Raw genomic sequence first — 16,213 nt, forward strand, 5'->3', positions numbered from 1 at the left:
CCCCTGGGAGACGAGGGTTGAGGCATCGCGAACAAGCGAAGCCGAAACCGGCTCTTCACAAGGGGTTACGAGATGATCGAGTACGACCTTCAGCAGCTCCGGTCCGCGGAACTGATCCGCAAGGCCCAGACCTACCGGCTCGCCAAGGAGGCCGCGAGCGGCCGCCGGGCCGCCCACCGCGCGACCGCCCACCGGTCCGCACAGGACGACACGGAGGGGCAGTCCCATAGCGACCGTCCCCGCCGGCACCGGTTCGCCCGCGCGGCATGAGCGCGGGGGCTCCTGTGGACGGCCGTTCGACACCCGGCCGTCCACAGGGCGTGCGGGAGGGCGGCCGTACGGGGGTCGGCCGCCTCCCGCCGGTCGGCGGCCCGCCGACCGGCGGCGCACTGCTCGTCGTCCCGATAACCGCTGCCGCCCTGTCGGCCCCCTGTGCCATGCTCGGGCCCGTGGAGACCAGGTCCGTCAGCCCGGTGTTCGTCGGACGCGCAGACGAACTGGGGGTGTTGAACGACGCGCTCGCCCGCGCCGCCGCGGGGGAGCCGCAGGCGTTGCTGCTCGGCGGCGAGGCCGGCGTCGGGAAGACCCGCTTCCTGGAGGAGTTCGGTACCGCCGCCGCCCGCGAGGGTGCCGTCGTCGCAAGCGGCGGCTGCGTCGAGATCGGCGCGGACGGCCTTCCCTTCGCACCGTTCTCCACCGCCCTGCGCGCCCTGCGCCGCACCCTGCCCGACGAGCTCGCCGCCGCGGCAGCCGGACAGGAGGAGGAACTCGCCCGGCTGCTCCCCGAGCTCGCGCGGACGACCCCGGGACGGCAGTACGAGGAGAACGGCATGGCCCGCCTCTTCGAGCTCACCGCCCGGCTCCTGGAACGCGTCGCCGCGGACCGCACGGTCGTCGTCGTCCTCGAAGACCTGCACTGGGCCGACGCCTCCACCCGCCACCTGCTCGCCTACCTCTTCCGAACGCTGCGCAGCGGCCGCCTCCTCGTGATCGCCACCTACCGCGCCGACGACATCCACCGCCGCCACCCGCTGCGCCCCCTGCTCGCCGAGCTCGACCGCCTCCGTACGGTCCGCCGCATCGAGCTGGGCCGCTTCAGCCGGGCCGAGGTCGGCCGTCAGATCGCCGGAATCCTCGCCCGTGAACCCGACACCACCCAGGTCGACGAGATCTTCGCCCGCTCCGACGGCAACGCGTTCTTCGTCGAGGAACTCGCCGTGGCCGCCCACGAAGGCTGTCGCACGGGACTCACGGACACGCTGCGCGACCTGCTCCTCGTCCGCGTCGAAGGACTGCCGGAGAGCGCCCAGCGGGTCGCCCGGATCGTCGCCGAGGGCGGCAGCACCATCGAGTACCCACTGCTCGCCGCCGTGGCACAGCTCGCCGAGGACGACCTCATCGAGGCGCTGCGCGCCTGTGTCGGCGCCAACATCCTGATCGCCTCACCGGGCGGCGACGGCTACCGCTTCCGCCACTCCCTGGTCCGCGAGGCCGTCAGCGACGACCTGCTGCCCGGCGAGCGCTCCCGCTTCAACCGCCGCTACGCCGAGGCCCTGGAGGCCGACCCGGCACTCGTACCGCCCGACGAGCGCGTCACCCGACTGGCCAGTTACTGGTACCACGCCCATGACGCCGCCAAAGCCCTGCCCGCCGTCCTCGACGCCTCGGTCGAGGCCCGCCGCCGGCACGCCCACTCCGAGCAACTGCGGCTCCTGGAACGGGCGATGGAGCTGTGGGAGGTGGTTCCCGACGCCGTACGGGCCGAACTGCGCCCCATCGACTACGTGGAGGCCTATCCACCCCCGCTGCCCGAAGGGCCCGGAGGGACCCCCGGCGCCTGCGGCCCCGCGACCACACCCCTGCGCTACCTCGACCTGATGGCCGAGGCCGCCGTCGCCGGCCGGCTGTGCGGTGAGCGCGAGCGCGCCCTGAAGACGACCAAGCGGGCACTGCGCCTCCTGGAGGACGAGGGCGACCCGCTGCGCGCCGCGTGGTTCTGGATCCAGCGCTCCCGGCTCGTCCAGGCGCTTGTCCGCGGCGACGGCTGGAAGGAACTCGCCACCGCCCAGGACCTGGTGCGCGGCCTCCCGCCCTCCGAGGTGCACGCCGAGGTCCTGTCCATGGTCGCCGCCTGGAGCATGCTTCACCAGCCGGGCCACGGCGCCCTCTCCGCGGCCGAACGCGCCGTGGAGTACGCGCACATGGTGGGTGCCCGGGACACGGAGCTGAACGCCCGGCTCACCCTCGGCGGTCTGCTGGTCGACGCGGGCGACGTCGAGGCCGGGCTCGCCGAGATGTACCGGGTCAGGGAGCGGGCGAACCGGCAGGGCGCCGCCTACGTCGTGGGCCGTCTGCACATCAACCTGCCCTCCCATCTGGAATCCCTCGGCCGCTCCCGCGAGGCCGTCACGATCCTGCGCGAGGGCATCGAACTCGCCTGCGGGAGGGGCTTGTTGGACACCCAGGCCTGGGTGTGGGGCAATCTGTCCGAATCGCTCTACGCGCTCGGCCGGTGGGACGAGGCCGCCGAAGCCGCGCGCAACGCCCTGGCCATCGGGCTCGACGGCAAGGCCTCCGGCCTGGGCGCGTCCCGCCTCGCGCCCCTCGCCCTGGCCCGCGGCGACCTCATCGAGGCGGGACGCCAACTGGCCGCCGCCCGAGGTCACTTCGGCGCCCACGACCCGATGCCCCAGCATTCCCTGCCGCTGCTGTGCACCGCCATCGGCATCGCCGCCGCCGAGGGCCGCCTCCTCGACGCCCGCGCCGCCCTGGAACAGACCCTGGACGCGGGTTTTCCGCCCGGCACCCAGCGCTACGCCTGGCCCCTGCTGCTGGCCGCCGCGACCGCGGAGGCCGATGCCCGCGGCCTGCCCGTCGCCGAAAAGGGCCGCGCCCGGATCGTGGAAGTCATCCGTGCGACCGCGAAGACCCTGGCCGCCGGAGCCCCCGTCTGGCTCGCCCACGCGGACTGGGTCAGCGCCGAACTCCAGCGGGCCGACGGCGCGAGCAGCCCGGAGCAGTGGTTCGAGGTGGTCACGGCACTCGAACCGCTGGAGCGCCCCTACGACCTCGCCCGGGTCCGCCTCCGCCTCGCCGAGGCCCTGCTGGTCACGGGCGCGGACGACGACGAGCGCGCCCGCGCCACGGAACTGCTCCGGCTGGCCCGCGGCGCCGCCGACCATCTCGGCGCCCGCCCGCTCGCCGACGCCGTCGCCCTGCTCGCCCAGCGCGCCCGCGTCACCCTGGAGCACGCGCCCGAACCGCCCCGGACCGCTCCCGCCGACCCCGCGGCCGCGCTCGGCCTCACCAGCCGGGAGCGCGACGTCCTGCGCCTCGTCGCCGCCGGCCGCAGCAACCGCCAGATCGCCGAGGAACTCTTCATCTCCCCGAAGACGGCCAGCGTCCACGTCTCGAACATTCTGGCCAAGCTGGACGTCTCCGGACGGGGAGAGGCGGCGGCGCTGGCCCACAGGCTGCGGCTCTTCCCGCCGGAGACGCCGGCAGCCCGAGCGGCGGGCTGAGGGCCCGGCTGCGAGGGATCCGGCGGGCCCCGGGCGGAGCCCGGGCCCGGCCCCGAATGAATCGGACCCGGAGTCCGCGCAAGCCCCGTAGTGTCCTGCCTGCCCGCCTACTTCACCTGCAGCTCCAGGATCCGGTCGTCGCCCTGCGCCGGGGTGCCCCGGCCGTCCGTCTCGCTCGTGGTCAGCCAGAGTTTGCCGCCGCCCGCGGAGACGACCGTGCGGAGACGGCCGTACGTGCCCCGCAGGAAGGCCTCGGGTGCCGCGGACGCCTTGGTGCCGTTCAACGGGATGCGCCACAGGCGCTGGCCCTTCAGCGCCGCCATCCATATGGACCCCCCGGCGTAGGCGATCCCGCTCGGGGATGCCTCGTCGGTGTGCCACCGGACAATCGGATCGTGGTACTTGCTGTTGTGGCCGATGCCTTCGACCACCGGCCAGCCGTAATTGTCGCCCGGCTTGATCTGGTTCAGCTCGTCCCAGGTGTCCTGGCCGAACTCCGAGGCCCACAGCCGCTGTTTGTCGTCCCAGGCGAGACCCTGGACGTTGCGGTGCCCGTACGAGTACACGGGCGAGTCGGGGAACGGATTGCCCGGCGCCGGCTCGCCGTCCGGCGTCATCCGCAGGATCTTCCCGCCGAGCGACTGCTTGTCCTGGGCCAGGCCCCGGTCACCCGTCTCGCCGGTGCCCGCGTACAGCATCCCGTCCGGACCGAACGCGATCCTGCCGCCGTTGTGGATCATTCCCTTGGGGATCCCCTTGAAGACCGTGTCCGGTGCGCCCAGTTGTTCACCGGACGGCTTCCGCTCCTCGTAGAGCATGCGCACGATGCGATTGTCGGAGGCCGTGGTCATGTACGCGTAGATCATGTGGTCGGCGGCGAAGCCGGGGGAGAGCGCGATCCCCAGGAGGCCCCCCTCGCCGGCCGGGGCCACCCCGGGCACCTGGCCCAGCAGGGTCTTCCCGCCGGTCTTCTCGTCGATCCGGGTGATCGTCCCCTTGTCCCGCGAGGACACCAGCAGACCGCCCCCGGGCAGCGGCGCGAGGCCCCAGGGACTGTTGAGATCCTCGGTGACGGTGCGCAGGACCTTCACCGAGCCCTTGGCCGGCGGCGTCTCCTCGGGGGTGGCGCTCCGTGAGGACGAGGACGTCGGCGCCGTGCTCCCGATGCCCGGGAGCGTGCTCGGACCGGCCGGGCCCCCTCCGCCGCCGGAGGAACAGCCGGCCGTGACCAGAAGCGCGGTCGTGGCCAACACGACTGTCACTGCTCGAACTCGCACCATCAGTGTCCCTTCGACGCGGCGGTCCTCCCGTTCATACACCGCTCGCGTTCCACGGGTTCCCGATCACGGACAGGCAATCCGCGCAGGGATGCGGAAGCCCCGCTCAGTCCCAGGATCCCAGTGCCGTCGGCAGCCCCGCCACCTCGGCGAGATCCTCCGCCGTCAGCCGCAGCCCGGCCGCCCCCGCGTTCTCGGTCACCCAGCGCTCGCGCTTGGCCCCCGGCACCGGGACCACGTGCGGCCCCTGAGCCAGGACCCAGGCAAGCGCCACCTGGGCAGGCGTGACGGGAGGGCCGCCGCCCCCGTGCCGTCGCGCGACGCGTCTCAGCCCGACGACGATGGGCTGGTTCGCGGCCATCATCTCGGCGGTGAAGCGGGGATGGCGGGCCCGCAGGTCGTCGGGCTCGAAGCCCTCGCCGGGGGTCAGCGTGCCGGTCAGGAAGCCGTTGCCGAGCGGCATCGCGGCGAGGAAGCCGACCCCGCGCGCCGCGCACCACGGCAGCAGCGCGTCCAGCGCCTCCGTCGACCACACCGACAGCTCGGCCTGCACGGTACTCACCGGGAAGACCTGCTGCACCCGCTCAAGCTGGCGGATCGTTCCGTCGTGCAGCCGCGCCCCGGCTCGTCGGGCGGACCGGGCACCCACCGCGCACAGCCCGAGCGAGCGCACCTTTCCGGCCGAGACGAGCTCGGCCATCGCGCCCCAGGTCTCCTCGACCGGCACTTCCGGGTCGGCGCGGTGCAGCTGATAGAGATCGATCACGTCCGTCTGGAGGCGGCGCAGCGACGCGTCGCACGCCCGCTTCACATAGGTGGGGCGGCCGTTGGCCACGAGGTGCTGATCACCCACCAGCAGGCCGACCTTGGTCGAGACGAAGGCCTCGGAGCGCCGCTCCTTGAGCACGCGCCCGACGAGCAGTTCATTGGTGAAGGGGCCGTACATGTCGGCGGTGTCGAGCAGCGTCGAACCCCGGTCGAGCGCCGTGTTCACCGCGCGCAGCGACTCCTCGCCGCGCTGTCGCGACCCGGTGTAGGCCCAGCTCATCGGCATGCAGCCGAGCCCGACCGCCCCCACATCGAGCGCCGCGGCCCCGATCGTTCTGCGCTCCACCTGGCCGTGATCCTCCCTCGATTGGCCCCCCAACCTAACCTCTGCGCGCATGGGCGCCTGGCATAACCTCCTGACCATGACTTCCGATGTCTGGCTTCCCTTTCACGCCGACGAGATCGACGGACTCCCCGAAGGCCTCAAGTACCGCTTCTGGGACGGCGGCCAGGAGTTTCCCGCGGATCCGGCCGACTGTGTCTTCTACGTCGTGCCCTACATGAAGCCGCCCGCCGTATCGCGGCGGCCGATGTCCGAAATGACGTCGGTCCGGGTCGTGCAGACGCTCTCCGCCGGCGTCGACCACGTCCTGCCGAGCCTCAAGTCCCTTCCCCCCGGCGTGGTGTTGTGCAACGCCCGCGGGGTGCACGAGGCGAGCACGGCGGAGCTCACCCTCGCCCTGGTCCTCGCCTCGCTGCGCGGCATCCCCGACTTCGTGCGGGGCCAGGACAAGCAGGAGTGGCGCTCGGGATTCCGCCCCTCGCTGGCCGACAAGTCCGTCCTCATCGTGGGGTACGGGTCGATCGGGTCCGCCATCGAGGACAGGCTCGTGCCGTTCGAGCTCGCGCGGGTCGCGCGCGTCGCACGCTCCTCCCGTGCCACGGCGCGCGGTCCCGTGCGCCCCCTCGCCGAACTGCCCTCCCTGCTCCCCGAATTCGACATCGTCGTGCTGTCCACGCCCCTCACGGACGCCACCCGCGGCCTGGTGAACGCCGACTTCCTGTCCCGGATGAAGGACGGCGCGCTCCTGGTCAACGTGGCCCGCGGCCCCGTCGTCGACACCTCGGCGCTGCTCACGGAGCTGGAGAGAGGGCACATCACCGCGGCCCTCGACGTCACCGACCCCGAACCGCTGCCCCCGGGGCACCCGCTGTGGCATGCGCCCGGCGTCCTCATCAGTCCCCATGTCGGCGGGCCCACCTCGGCGTTCCGGCCGCGCGCCAAGCGGCTGCTGGCGGATCAGCTCACCCTCTTCGTGAACCGGGAGCCGCTGCGCAACGTGGTCCTTACCACCGGCACCTGAGCAACTTCCCGCTCGCTCCGAGTCCGCTTCGGGCACCCTCCGCAGTTCCCCGAACGCGGGCAGTACCGGCATAGTCCCTGGTAGTTACGGAGCGTAGAGGAACTATGTCCCTGAGTGACGAGACTGGTGTATCGTCCCGACAGGGGCTGCGCCGCGCACCGTTCGGCGCCGGGGACGGACATTGAGACTGCGAGGGGGGCGACGGGCGATGCACGGCCTATGGACCAACGATCCGACGCGGCGGGGCCGCCGACGACGACCCTGGCGCGCGGCCACGCACAGCCGCGGCCATCACCACCGCAGGCACGGAAGCCGCCGGAGGCATGCGCACCCGGCACACCGGGACCAGCGGGACCACCGGGACCCCGGGGCACGGACCGGGTGGGCCCGGTGAGCTCCCCAGGGGTGCTGCTGACCCGTCGGACGGTCTTCGACGGCGGGACGGGCCTGTTCCCGCAACTCGTGCTGGCCCTGGTGTGCGCGGGATACGCCGTCGGTTCCGCGCTCGGCTGGGGCTCCACGAGTCTCGCGTTGGTCATGGGCGACTTCGGGCTGAGCGTCTCGGCGGGCACCGCGGCGGTCTCCTGCTTCCTGTACGCCCGCAGCAGCCGCAGCCGCTTTCGGCCCGCGTGGCTGCTGTTCGCGCTCTCCTCGGCGATGGCCTCGCTCGGGAACCTGGTCTGGGGGTGGTACGAGGTCGTCCTCGACCGCCCCGTTCCCACCCCGAGCTATGCCGATCTCTTCTTCCTCTGCTTCGCGCCGCCCGCCATCGTCGGGCTGCTGGTGCTCGCCAAGCGGCCCGTGACCAGGGCGGGCTGGGTGTGCCTCGCGCTGGACTCCTGGCTGATCGGCGGATCGCTGCTCACCCTGTCCTGGAGCCTCGCGCTCGCCCAGGCGGCGAAGTTCGACGGGCCGAGCGTCGCGCACACCGCGCTGTCGCTCGCGTACCCGCTGCTGGACATCGCGCTCGTCAGCATGGTTCTCGCGCTGCACTTCAGGCGCTCCTCGGTGAACCGGTCGGCGGTGAACACCGCGATCGGGGCGCTCGCCCTGACCGTGATGTGCGACGCCCTGTTCACCTCGCCCCTCCTGCACAACAGCTACCACTCGGGTCAGCTTCTCGACGCGGGCTGGTTCGCCGGCTCGCTGCTCCTCGCGTACGCCCCCTGGGTCGTCACCCGGCACGGTCACGACACCGACGGTCACGACACCGACGGTCACGACACCGACGAGCGCGGTCCGGACGAGCCCGGACCGGTTCGGCGAGGTCCGGACGAGCAAGGCCAGGAGGAGCACGCGCGCGGGGTGCACGAGCGCATCCCGGGGCAGCGCAGGGAAGGGCAGCACGGGCCCCCGGGAAGTCAGATGCCGCAAGGATCCCAGGGGACCCATCCGCCGTACGGATCGGCGGGGGCCCCGCCGGAGGGCCCCGGGTCCCACGAGTCCCGAGGCCGGCAAGGGGAGCCGGAGCACCCGTACGAGCGACAGCAGGGCGGACACGCGCACGCGAACCGCCCGGGTCCCGGACAGGGCCGCTACCCGGCGACACGCCCGATCACCGGGTCGCTGGCCGCGCTGACGCCCTATCTGGCCGCCGCCGTCTGCACGCTGGGGATCCTCTACAACATTTTGAACGGACGCCGGGTGGACCGCGTGGTGCTCATCACCGCCGGCCTCGTCGTGCTCGCCCTCGTGGTGCGCCAGGGCATCATGCTGCTCGACAACATCACCCTCACCCAGGAGCTGGCCCAGAAGGAGAACCACTTCCGCTCCCTGGTGCAGGGTTCGAGCGACGTCATCATGATCGCCGCACCGAACGGCATCCTGAGATACGTCAGCCCGGCCGCCGCCGGGGTCTACGGCCGTGACGCCGAGGAGCTCGTCGGCTCCGAGCTCGCCTCGCTCATCCACCCGGAGGATCTCGGCTGCGTGGTCCACGAAGTGCGGCGCTTCCTCGCGGCCAGCCACGCCGAGGAGCCCACCACCCGTATCGAGTGCCGGTTCCGGTCCGGCGACGGCGGCTGGCTCAACGTGGAGTCCACCGTCAACCGGCACCACGGCGGGCTCATCTTCAACAGCCGTGACGTCACCGAACGCGTCCGGCTCCAGGCACAGTTGCAGCACAACGCCGAGCACGACCCGCTCACCGACCTGCCCAACCGCGCGCTCTTCACCCGGCGCGTCCAGCAGGCACTGTCCGGACGCCGGTCCTCCGACCGGGGCACCGCCGTCCTCTTCATCGACCTCGACGGCTTCAAGGCCGTCAACGACACGATCGGACACCAGGCGGGCGACGAGCTGCTCGTCCAGGCCGCCCGCAGACTCCAGGACTCCGTCCGGCACGGCGACACCGCCGCGCGGCTCGGCGGGGACGAGTTCGCGGCCCTCATCGTCGGTGACGGGGGCCGCGACCGCACCGCCCGTGAGCAGCAGATACTGGAACTCGCCGACCGTCTGCGGATCAGGCTCTCCCAGCCCTACTGCATCGACGGCAACGATGTCCGGGTCGCCGCGTCCATCGGCGTCGGGTTCGCCGAACCGGGCCTGGGCGCCGGGGAGCTGCTGCGCAACGCCGACCTCGCCATGTACCGCGCGAAGGCGGCCGGAAAGGGCCGTGTCGAGCTGTACGCGCCGCAGATGCAGCAGGACGTGGTCCGCAAGGCGGAGCTGGCGACCCGGCTGCGCTCCGCGCTCCAGGACGGCGAGTTCGCCCTGCTGCACCAGCCCGTGGTGTCGCTGGAGAACGGCCGGATCGCGTCGGTCACCGCGCAGGCGCGCTGGCGTTCCTCGCAAGGGGTGCTTTTCACGCCCGCCGAGTTCCTGCGGGTCGCCGAGGACAGCGAAAGGACCGCCGAACTCGGCCGCTGGATGCTCGACGAGGCCGTCGAGCAGGCCGCCGAGCGCACCGCCGCGGGCGTGGCGGTGCCGGTCGCGGTCCGGATGACCGCCAAGCGTCTGCTGGACCGCTCGATGCCGCTTGGCTCCGTGGAGTCCCTGCTCACCCGGCACGGGCTGGCCTCGGGCGGCCTGATCGTCGAGCTGTCCGACACCGATCCGCGGGTCCCCCTGGACGAGCTGGAGCGCCGGCTGAACGCGCTCAGGCGGCTGGGGGTGCGGATCGCCCTGGACGGCTTCGGCAGCGGCTACGCGGCGATCACGGCGCTCAGGCGGCTTCCCGTCGACGTACTGAGGCTCGACAGGAGTCTGGTCGAGGGAGTCGTCGAGTCCGCCCGGCTGCACAAGATCACCAGTGGACTGCTGCGGATCGCCGGCGATCTGGGGCTGCAGTCCGTGGCCGACGGGGTGGATCTTCCGGAGCAGGTCGTCGCCCTGCGCGCGATGGGCTGCACCCATGGGCAGGGCATGGCGTTCTCCGGGCCACTGGACGAGTACCGGCTGCGCAGAGCGCTCTCTTCCGGTCACTATCCGGTGCCCAGCGGACCTGCCGAGCCCGTGTTCGCCGGTGGCGGCGGCGCGGGGATGTATACGAGTGGTGTGCCCCTCGTCCTGGGGGGCGGAGCAGCCCTCCGCTCACATAATGAGACTCCCGTCCCACCCACTTGACAGTCGGTGCGTGCCGGGGGGAGGGTCAATGCCATGCGCACCCGAATTCTCGTACTTGGAAAGCGCGTCGGCTGAGCTAGGTGGTCACCGGGAAGGTCCGGAACACCCAGCGACCGCACCCGGCGCGCTCCCCTCGCTTGCCTCACGGCACGAGGGGTTTTTTGTTGCACAGGCACCAGTCGTACATCGCACAAAAGTCGCAAAAACCCTCAGCATCGAGAAGAGAATGCCGATGACCGAGCAGGCCACCGGGGCCCACCATCCGCAGCCGCGGCCCCGTTCCGGAGGACACCAGTCCGCCCCCGAGCACGTCACGGGAGCGCAGTCCCTCATCCGCTCGCTCGAGGAGGTCGGGGCCGAGACCGTATTCGGCATCCCCGGCGGTGCGATCCTCCCGGCCTACGACCCGCTGATGGACTCCCGCCGGGTGCGGCACGTGCTCGTGCGCCATGAGCAGGGCGCGGGCCACGCGGCCACCGGATACGCGCAGGCCACCGGCAAGGTCGGCGTCTGCATGGCGACCAGCGGCCCCGGCGCGACCAACCTGGTCACGCCGATCGCCGACGCGCACATGGACTCGGTGCCGCTCGTGGCGATCACCGGTCAGGTCGCGTCCAAGGCGATCGGCACGGACGCCTTCCAGGAGGCGGACATCGTCGGCATCACCATGCCGGTCACCAAGCACAACTTCCTGGTCACCAAGGCCGAGGACATCCCGCGCACGATCGCGGAGGCCTTCCACATCGCCTCCACCGGACGGCCGGGGCCGGTCCTCGTCGACATCGCCAAGGACGCCCTCCAGGCGCGGACCACCTTCCAGTGGCCGCCCGCCATGGACCTGCCCGGCTACCGCCCGGTGACCAAGCCGCACGCCAAGCAGATCCGCGAGGCAGCCAAGCTGCTCACCCAGGCCAAGCGGCCCGTGCTGTACGTCGGAGGCGGCGTACTCAAGGCGAACGCCACCGCCGAGCTGAAGGTCCTCGCGGAACTCACCGGAGCGCCCGTCACCACCACCCTGATGGCGCTCGGCGCGTTCCCCGACAGCCACCCGCTGCACGTGGGAATGCCGGGCATGCACGGTTCGGTCACCGCCGTCACCGCGCTGCAGAAGGCCGACCTGATCGTCGCCCTCGGAGCCCGCTTCGACGACCGTGTCACCGGCAAGCTGGACAGCTTCGCCCCGTTCGCCAAGATCGTCCACGCCGATATCGACCCGGCCGAGATCGGCAAGAACCGCGCCGCCGACGTGCCGATCGTCGGAGACGCCCGCGAGGTCATCGCCGACCTGGTCCAGGCGGTGCAGAAGGAACACAGCGAGGGGATCACCGGCGACTACACCGCCTGGTGGAGCGACCTCAACCGCTGGCGCGAGACCTACCCGCTCGGCTACGAGCAGCCCGAGAACGGTTCGCTCTCCCCGCAGCAGGTCATCGAGCGCATCGGACAGCTCGCCCCGGAGGGCACGATCTTCGCGGCGGGCGTCGGCCAGCACCAGATGTGGGCCGCGCACTACATCCAGTACGAGCAGCCCTCGACCTGGCTGAACTCCGGCGGCGCCGGAACGATGGGCTACGCGGTCCCGGCCGCGATGGGAGCCAAGGCCGGACAGCCGGACCGTACGGTCTGGGCGGTCGACGGCGACGGCTGCTTCCAGATGACCAATCAGGAACTCACCACCTGCGCCCTGAACAACATCCCGATCAAGGTCGCCATCATCAACAACGGCGCCCTCGGGATGGTCCGCCAGTGGCAGACCCTCTTCTACAACCAGCGCTACTCCAACACCGTGCTGCACAGCGGCCCGGACGCGGACGGCAAGCAGCCGAGCGCCGGCACCCGCGTCCCCGACTTCGTCAAACTGTCGGAGGCCATGGGCTGCTACGCCATCCGCTGCGAGTCCCCGGACGACCTCGACAAGGTGATCGAGGAGGCGAACTCGATCAACGACCGACCGGTCGTGGTCGACTTCATCGTCCACGAGGACGCGATGGTGTGGCCCATGGTGGCCGCCGGCACCTCCAACGACGAGGTCATGTTCGCCCGGGACGTCCGCCCCGACTTCGGCGACAACGAAGACGACTGAGAGAGAGCCGAGTCAGACCCATGAGCAAGCACACCCTCTCCGTCCTCGTCGAGAACAAGCCCGGTGTCCTCGCCCGGATCACCGCCCTGTTCTCCCGGCGCGGCTTCAACATCGACTCGCTCGCGGTCGGTGTCACCGAGCACCCCGAGATCTCGCGCATCACCATCGTGGTGAACGTGATCGAGGAGCTTCCGCTCGAACAGGTCACCAAGCAGCTCAACAAGCTCGTCAACGTCCTGAAGATCGTGGAGCTGGAGCCCGGTTCCGCCGTTCAGCGGGAACTCGTTCTGGTGAAGGTGCGCGCCGACAACGAGACGCGCTCCCAGATCGTCGAGATCGTTCAACTGTTCCGCGCCAAGACCGTCGACGTCTCCCCGGAGGCCGTCACCATCGAGGCCACCGGCGGCGCCGACAAGCTGGAGGCCATGCTCAAGATGCTGGAGCCGTACGGCATCAAGGAGCTCGTCCAGTCCGGCACGATCGCGATCGGACGCGGGGCGCGTTCGATCACCGACCGGTCGCTGCGCGCGCTGGACCGGTCGGCCTAAGTCAGGAAAACGCCGGTGCACGGGCGGGCCGCACGCCAGGTCCGCCCGTATACCGAGACCCGAGAACCTCATTCCCCCGCCCGCCGTACGGTGGGACGCAACACCGGAAATACCGGATAACAAGGAGAACCCCAGTGGCCGAGCTGTTCTACGACGACGACGCCGACCTGTCCATCATCCAGGGCCGCAAGGTCGCGGTCATCGGCTACGGCAGCCAGGGCCACGCCCACGCGCTGTCGCTGCGCGACTCGGGTGTCGACGTCCGCGTCGGTCTGCACGAGGGCTCCAAGTCCAAGGCGAAGGCCGAGGAGCAGGGCCTGCGCGTGGTGACGCCGTCGGAGGCCGCCGCCGAGGCCGACGTCATCATGATCCTGGTGCCGGACCCGATCCAGGCCCAGGTCTACGAGGAGTCCATCAAGGACAACCTCAACGACGGCGACGCGCTGTTCTTCGGCCACGGCCTGAACATCCGCTTCGACTTCATCAAGCCCCCGGCCGGCATCGACGTCTGCATGGTCGCCCCCAAGGGTCCGGGCCACCTCGTGCGCCGCCAGTACGAGGAGGGTCGCGGCGTTCCCTGCATCGCGGCCGTCGAGCAGGACGCGACCGGCAACGCCTTCGCGCTCACCCTCTCGTACGCCAAGGGCATCGGCGGCACCCGCGCCGGCGTCATCAAGACGACCTTCACCGAGGAGACCGAGACCGACCTGTTCGGTGAGCAGGCCGTCCTCTGCGGTGGCACCGCCGCGCTGGTCAAGGCCGGTTTCGAGACGCTGACCGAGGCCGGCTACCAGCCGGAGATCGCGTACTTCGAGTGCCTCCACGAGCTGAAGCTCATCGTCGACCTCATGTACGAGGGCGGCCTGGAGAAGATGCGCTGGTCCGTCTCGGAGACCGCCGAGTGGGGCGACTACATCACCGGCCCGCGCATCATCACGGACGCCACCAAGGCCGAGATGAAGCAGATCCTCGCCGAGATCCAGGACGGCACGTTCGCCCGTAACTGGATGGACGAGTACCACTCGGGCCTGAAGAAGTACAACGAGTACAAGACCCAGGACGAGAACCACCTCCTGGAGACCACCGGCAAGGAGCTGCGCAAGCTCATGTCGTGGGTGAACGACGACGAGGCGTAAGCCCCGTGACGGGGGCCGGGGCGGCATGCTCCGGCCCCTTCGTCGAACCCCGGGTAACGCCCGTCAACACGGTGTTGGACATCCCGTCCAGCCACGGACGGGTGATCCTTCCGCGGAGGCGCAGGACGACCTGTTCGGCGCCACTACACTGCTGCACATCAACAACGCGTCAGGCCCACAGCGTCGTGCGTCTTCCACGCGGCTCAAGCGACCCCCAAGAAGTGCAGGCACGCCCCGGGGCCGCTACAAACCCTCCACCGCCTGCGGCCGTCGGGACGGCCGTCCGCATTGGACTTGTGAGGACTCACGTGAGCTCGAAACCTGTCGTACTCATCGCTGAAGAGCTGTCGCCCGCGACCGTAGACGCCCTGGGCCCGGACTTCGAGATCCGGCACTGCAACGGCGCGGACCGCGCCGAGCTGCTGCCCGCCATCGCCGACGTCGACGCCATTCTGATCCGCTCGGCCACCAAGGTCGACGCCGAGGCCGTCGCCGCCGCCAAGAAGCTGAAGGTCGTCGCACGAGCCGGCGTCGGCCTGGACAACGTCGACGTCTCCGCCGCCACCAAGGCCGGCGTGATGGTCGTCAACGCCCCCACCTCCAACATCGTGACCGCGGCGGAGCTGGCCTGCGGCCTCCTCCTCGCCACCGCACGCCACATCCCGCAGGCCAACACGGCCCTGAAGAACGGCGAGTGGAAGCGCAGCAAGTACACCGGTGTCGAACTCGCCGAGAAGACCCTCGGCGTCGTCGGCCTCGGCCGCATCGGAGCCCTCGTCGCGCAGCGCATGTCCGCGTTCGGCATGAAGGTCGTCGCCTACGACCCCTACATCCAGCCCGCGCGGGCCGCGCAGATGGGCGTGAAGATCCTGACCCTCGACGAGCTGCTCGAGGTCTCGGACTTCATCACCGTGCACCTGCCCAAGACCCCCGAGACCCTCGGTCTCATCGGTGACGAGGCGCTGCACAAGGTCAAGCCGACGGTGCGCATCGTCAACGCCGCGCGCGGCGGGATCGTCGACGAGGAGGCGCTGTACTCGGCGCTCAAGGAGGGCCGCGTCGCCGGCGCCGGCCTCGACGTGTACGCGAAGGAGCCCTGCACGGACTCCCCGCTGTTCGAGCTCGACGAGGTCGTCTGCACCCCGCACCTCGGCGCCTCCACGGACGAGGCGCAGGAGAAGGCCGGTATCTCCGTGGCCCGCTCGGTACGCCTCGCCCTCGCCGGTGAGCTCGTCCCGGACGCGGTGAACGTCCAGGGCGGCGTGATCGCCGAGGACGTCAAGCCGGGTCTGCCGCTCGCCGAGAAGCTCGGCCGCATCTTCACCGCCCTCGCGGGCGAGGTCGCGGTCCGCCTCGACGTCGAGGTGTACGGCGAGATCACCCAGCACGACGTCAAGGTGCTCGAACTCTCCGCGCTCAAGGGCGTGTTCGAGGACGTCGTCGACGAGACCGTGAGCTACGTCAACGCCCCGCTGTTCGCGCAGGAGCGCGGCGTCGAGGTCCGGCTGACCACGAGCTCGGAGTCCCCGGACCACCGCAACGTGGTCACCGTGCGCGGCACGCTCGGCGACGGCCAGGAGATCGCGGTCTCCGGCACGCTGGCCGGTCCGAAGCACCTGCAGAAGATCGTCGCCGTCGGCGAGTACGACGTGGACCTCGCGCTCGCCGACCACATGGTCGTGCTGAGCTACGAGGACCGTCCCGGTGTCGTCGGCACCGTCGGCCGCATCCTCGGCGAGTCCGGCATCAACATCGCCGGCATGCAGGTCGCCCGCGCGGCCGTCGGCGGCGAGGCCCTCGCGGTCCTCACCGTCGACGACACGGTGCCGCAGAGCGTCCTGACCGAGCTCTCCGACGAGATCGGCGCGACGTCGGCGCGGTCGGTGAACCTCGTCTGAGGTTCTCCCACGACGCTTCCGTCACGTGAGCGCGAGGGCCGGGACACCCGAGGG

Annotated in this window: 10 protein-coding genes; 8 read left to right on the forward strand and 2 right to left on the reverse strand. The window is 71.0% G+C overall.

Annotation, left to right across the window (positions count from 1 at the left end; translation table 11 throughout):
• The first annotated feature begins 72 nt into the window (after window positions 1-72).
• Complete coding sequence (locus tag ACFYW8_RS33100; protein ID WP_389086081.1) at window positions 73-270, forward strand: hypothetical protein; 198 nt, start codon at window positions 73-75, stop codon at window positions 268-270.
• 167 nt (window positions 271-437) lie between these two features.
• Complete coding sequence (locus ACFYW8_RS33105) at window positions 438-3,521, forward strand: AAA family ATPase (RefSeq protein ID WP_389086246.1); 3,084 nt, start codon at window positions 438-440, stop codon at window positions 3,519-3,521.
• Window positions 3,522-3,628: 107 nt separating this feature from the next.
• Here ACFYW8_RS33105 and ACFYW8_RS33110 read toward each other — a convergent pair whose 3' ends face one another.
• Window positions 3,629-4,801: a PQQ-dependent sugar dehydrogenase gene (locus ACFYW8_RS33110; protein ID WP_389086087.1), complete on the reverse strand. Its 1,173-nt coding sequence runs from the start codon at window positions 4,799-4,801 to the stop codon at window positions 3,629-3,631.
• A 103-nt stretch (window positions 4,802-4,904) separates the two neighbouring features.
• Complete coding sequence (locus tag ACFYW8_RS33115; RefSeq protein WP_365876348.1) at window positions 4,905-5,912, reverse strand: aldo/keto reductase; 1,008 nt, start codon at window positions 5,910-5,912, stop codon at window positions 4,905-4,907.
• A 76-nt stretch (window positions 5,913-5,988) separates the two neighbouring features.
• Between ACFYW8_RS33115 and ACFYW8_RS33120 the strand changes: the two genes are divergently transcribed.
• From ACFYW8_RS33120 to serA, 6 genes are all read left to right on the forward strand, one after another.
• Window positions 5,989-6,930, forward strand: coding sequence for a 2-hydroxyacid dehydrogenase (locus tag ACFYW8_RS33120; protein WP_389086093.1), 942 nt, complete (start codon window positions 5,989-5,991; stop codon window positions 6,928-6,930).
• A gap of 219 nt (window positions 6,931-7,149) precedes the next feature.
• Entirely contained in the window at window positions 7,150-10,494 is a 3,345-nt protein-coding gene (locus ACFYW8_RS33125) for an EAL domain-containing protein (protein WP_389086098.1), read from the forward strand.
• 226 nt (window positions 10,495-10,720) lie between these two features.
• Window positions 10,721-12,577, forward strand: a complete 1,857-nt coding sequence (locus ACFYW8_RS33130) for an acetolactate synthase large subunit (protein ID WP_365876354.1) — start codon at window positions 10,721-10,723, stop codon at window positions 12,575-12,577.
• A gap of 20 nt (window positions 12,578-12,597) precedes the next feature.
• Window positions 12,598-13,125, forward strand: coding sequence for an acetolactate synthase small subunit (gene ilvN, locus ACFYW8_RS33135; RefSeq protein WP_261705560.1), 528 nt, complete (start codon window positions 12,598-12,600; stop codon window positions 13,123-13,125).
• A 134-nt stretch (window positions 13,126-13,259) separates the two neighbouring features.
• The gene (ilvC, locus tag ACFYW8_RS33140) at window positions 13,260-14,261 is read left to right on the forward strand and encodes a ketol-acid reductoisomerase (RefSeq protein WP_389086109.1); all 1,002 of its coding nucleotides are present in this window, start codon (window positions 13,260-13,262) and stop codon (window positions 14,259-14,261) included.
• Between the two features lie 308 nt (window positions 14,262-14,569).
• Window positions 14,570-16,159 carry a phosphoglycerate dehydrogenase gene (serA, locus tag ACFYW8_RS33145; RefSeq protein WP_365876359.1) on the forward strand — a complete coding sequence of 530 codons (1,590 nt, stop codon included), beginning with the start codon at window positions 14,570-14,572 and terminating at the stop codon, window positions 16,157-16,159.
• Window positions 16,160-16,213: the final 54 nt, after the last annotated feature.

Origin of the sequence: Streptomyces sp. NPDC002742 (assembly GCF_042888885.1) — a bacterium.
Classification (GTDB): Bacteria; Actinomycetota; Actinomycetes; order Streptomycetales; family Streptomycetaceae; genus Streptomyces.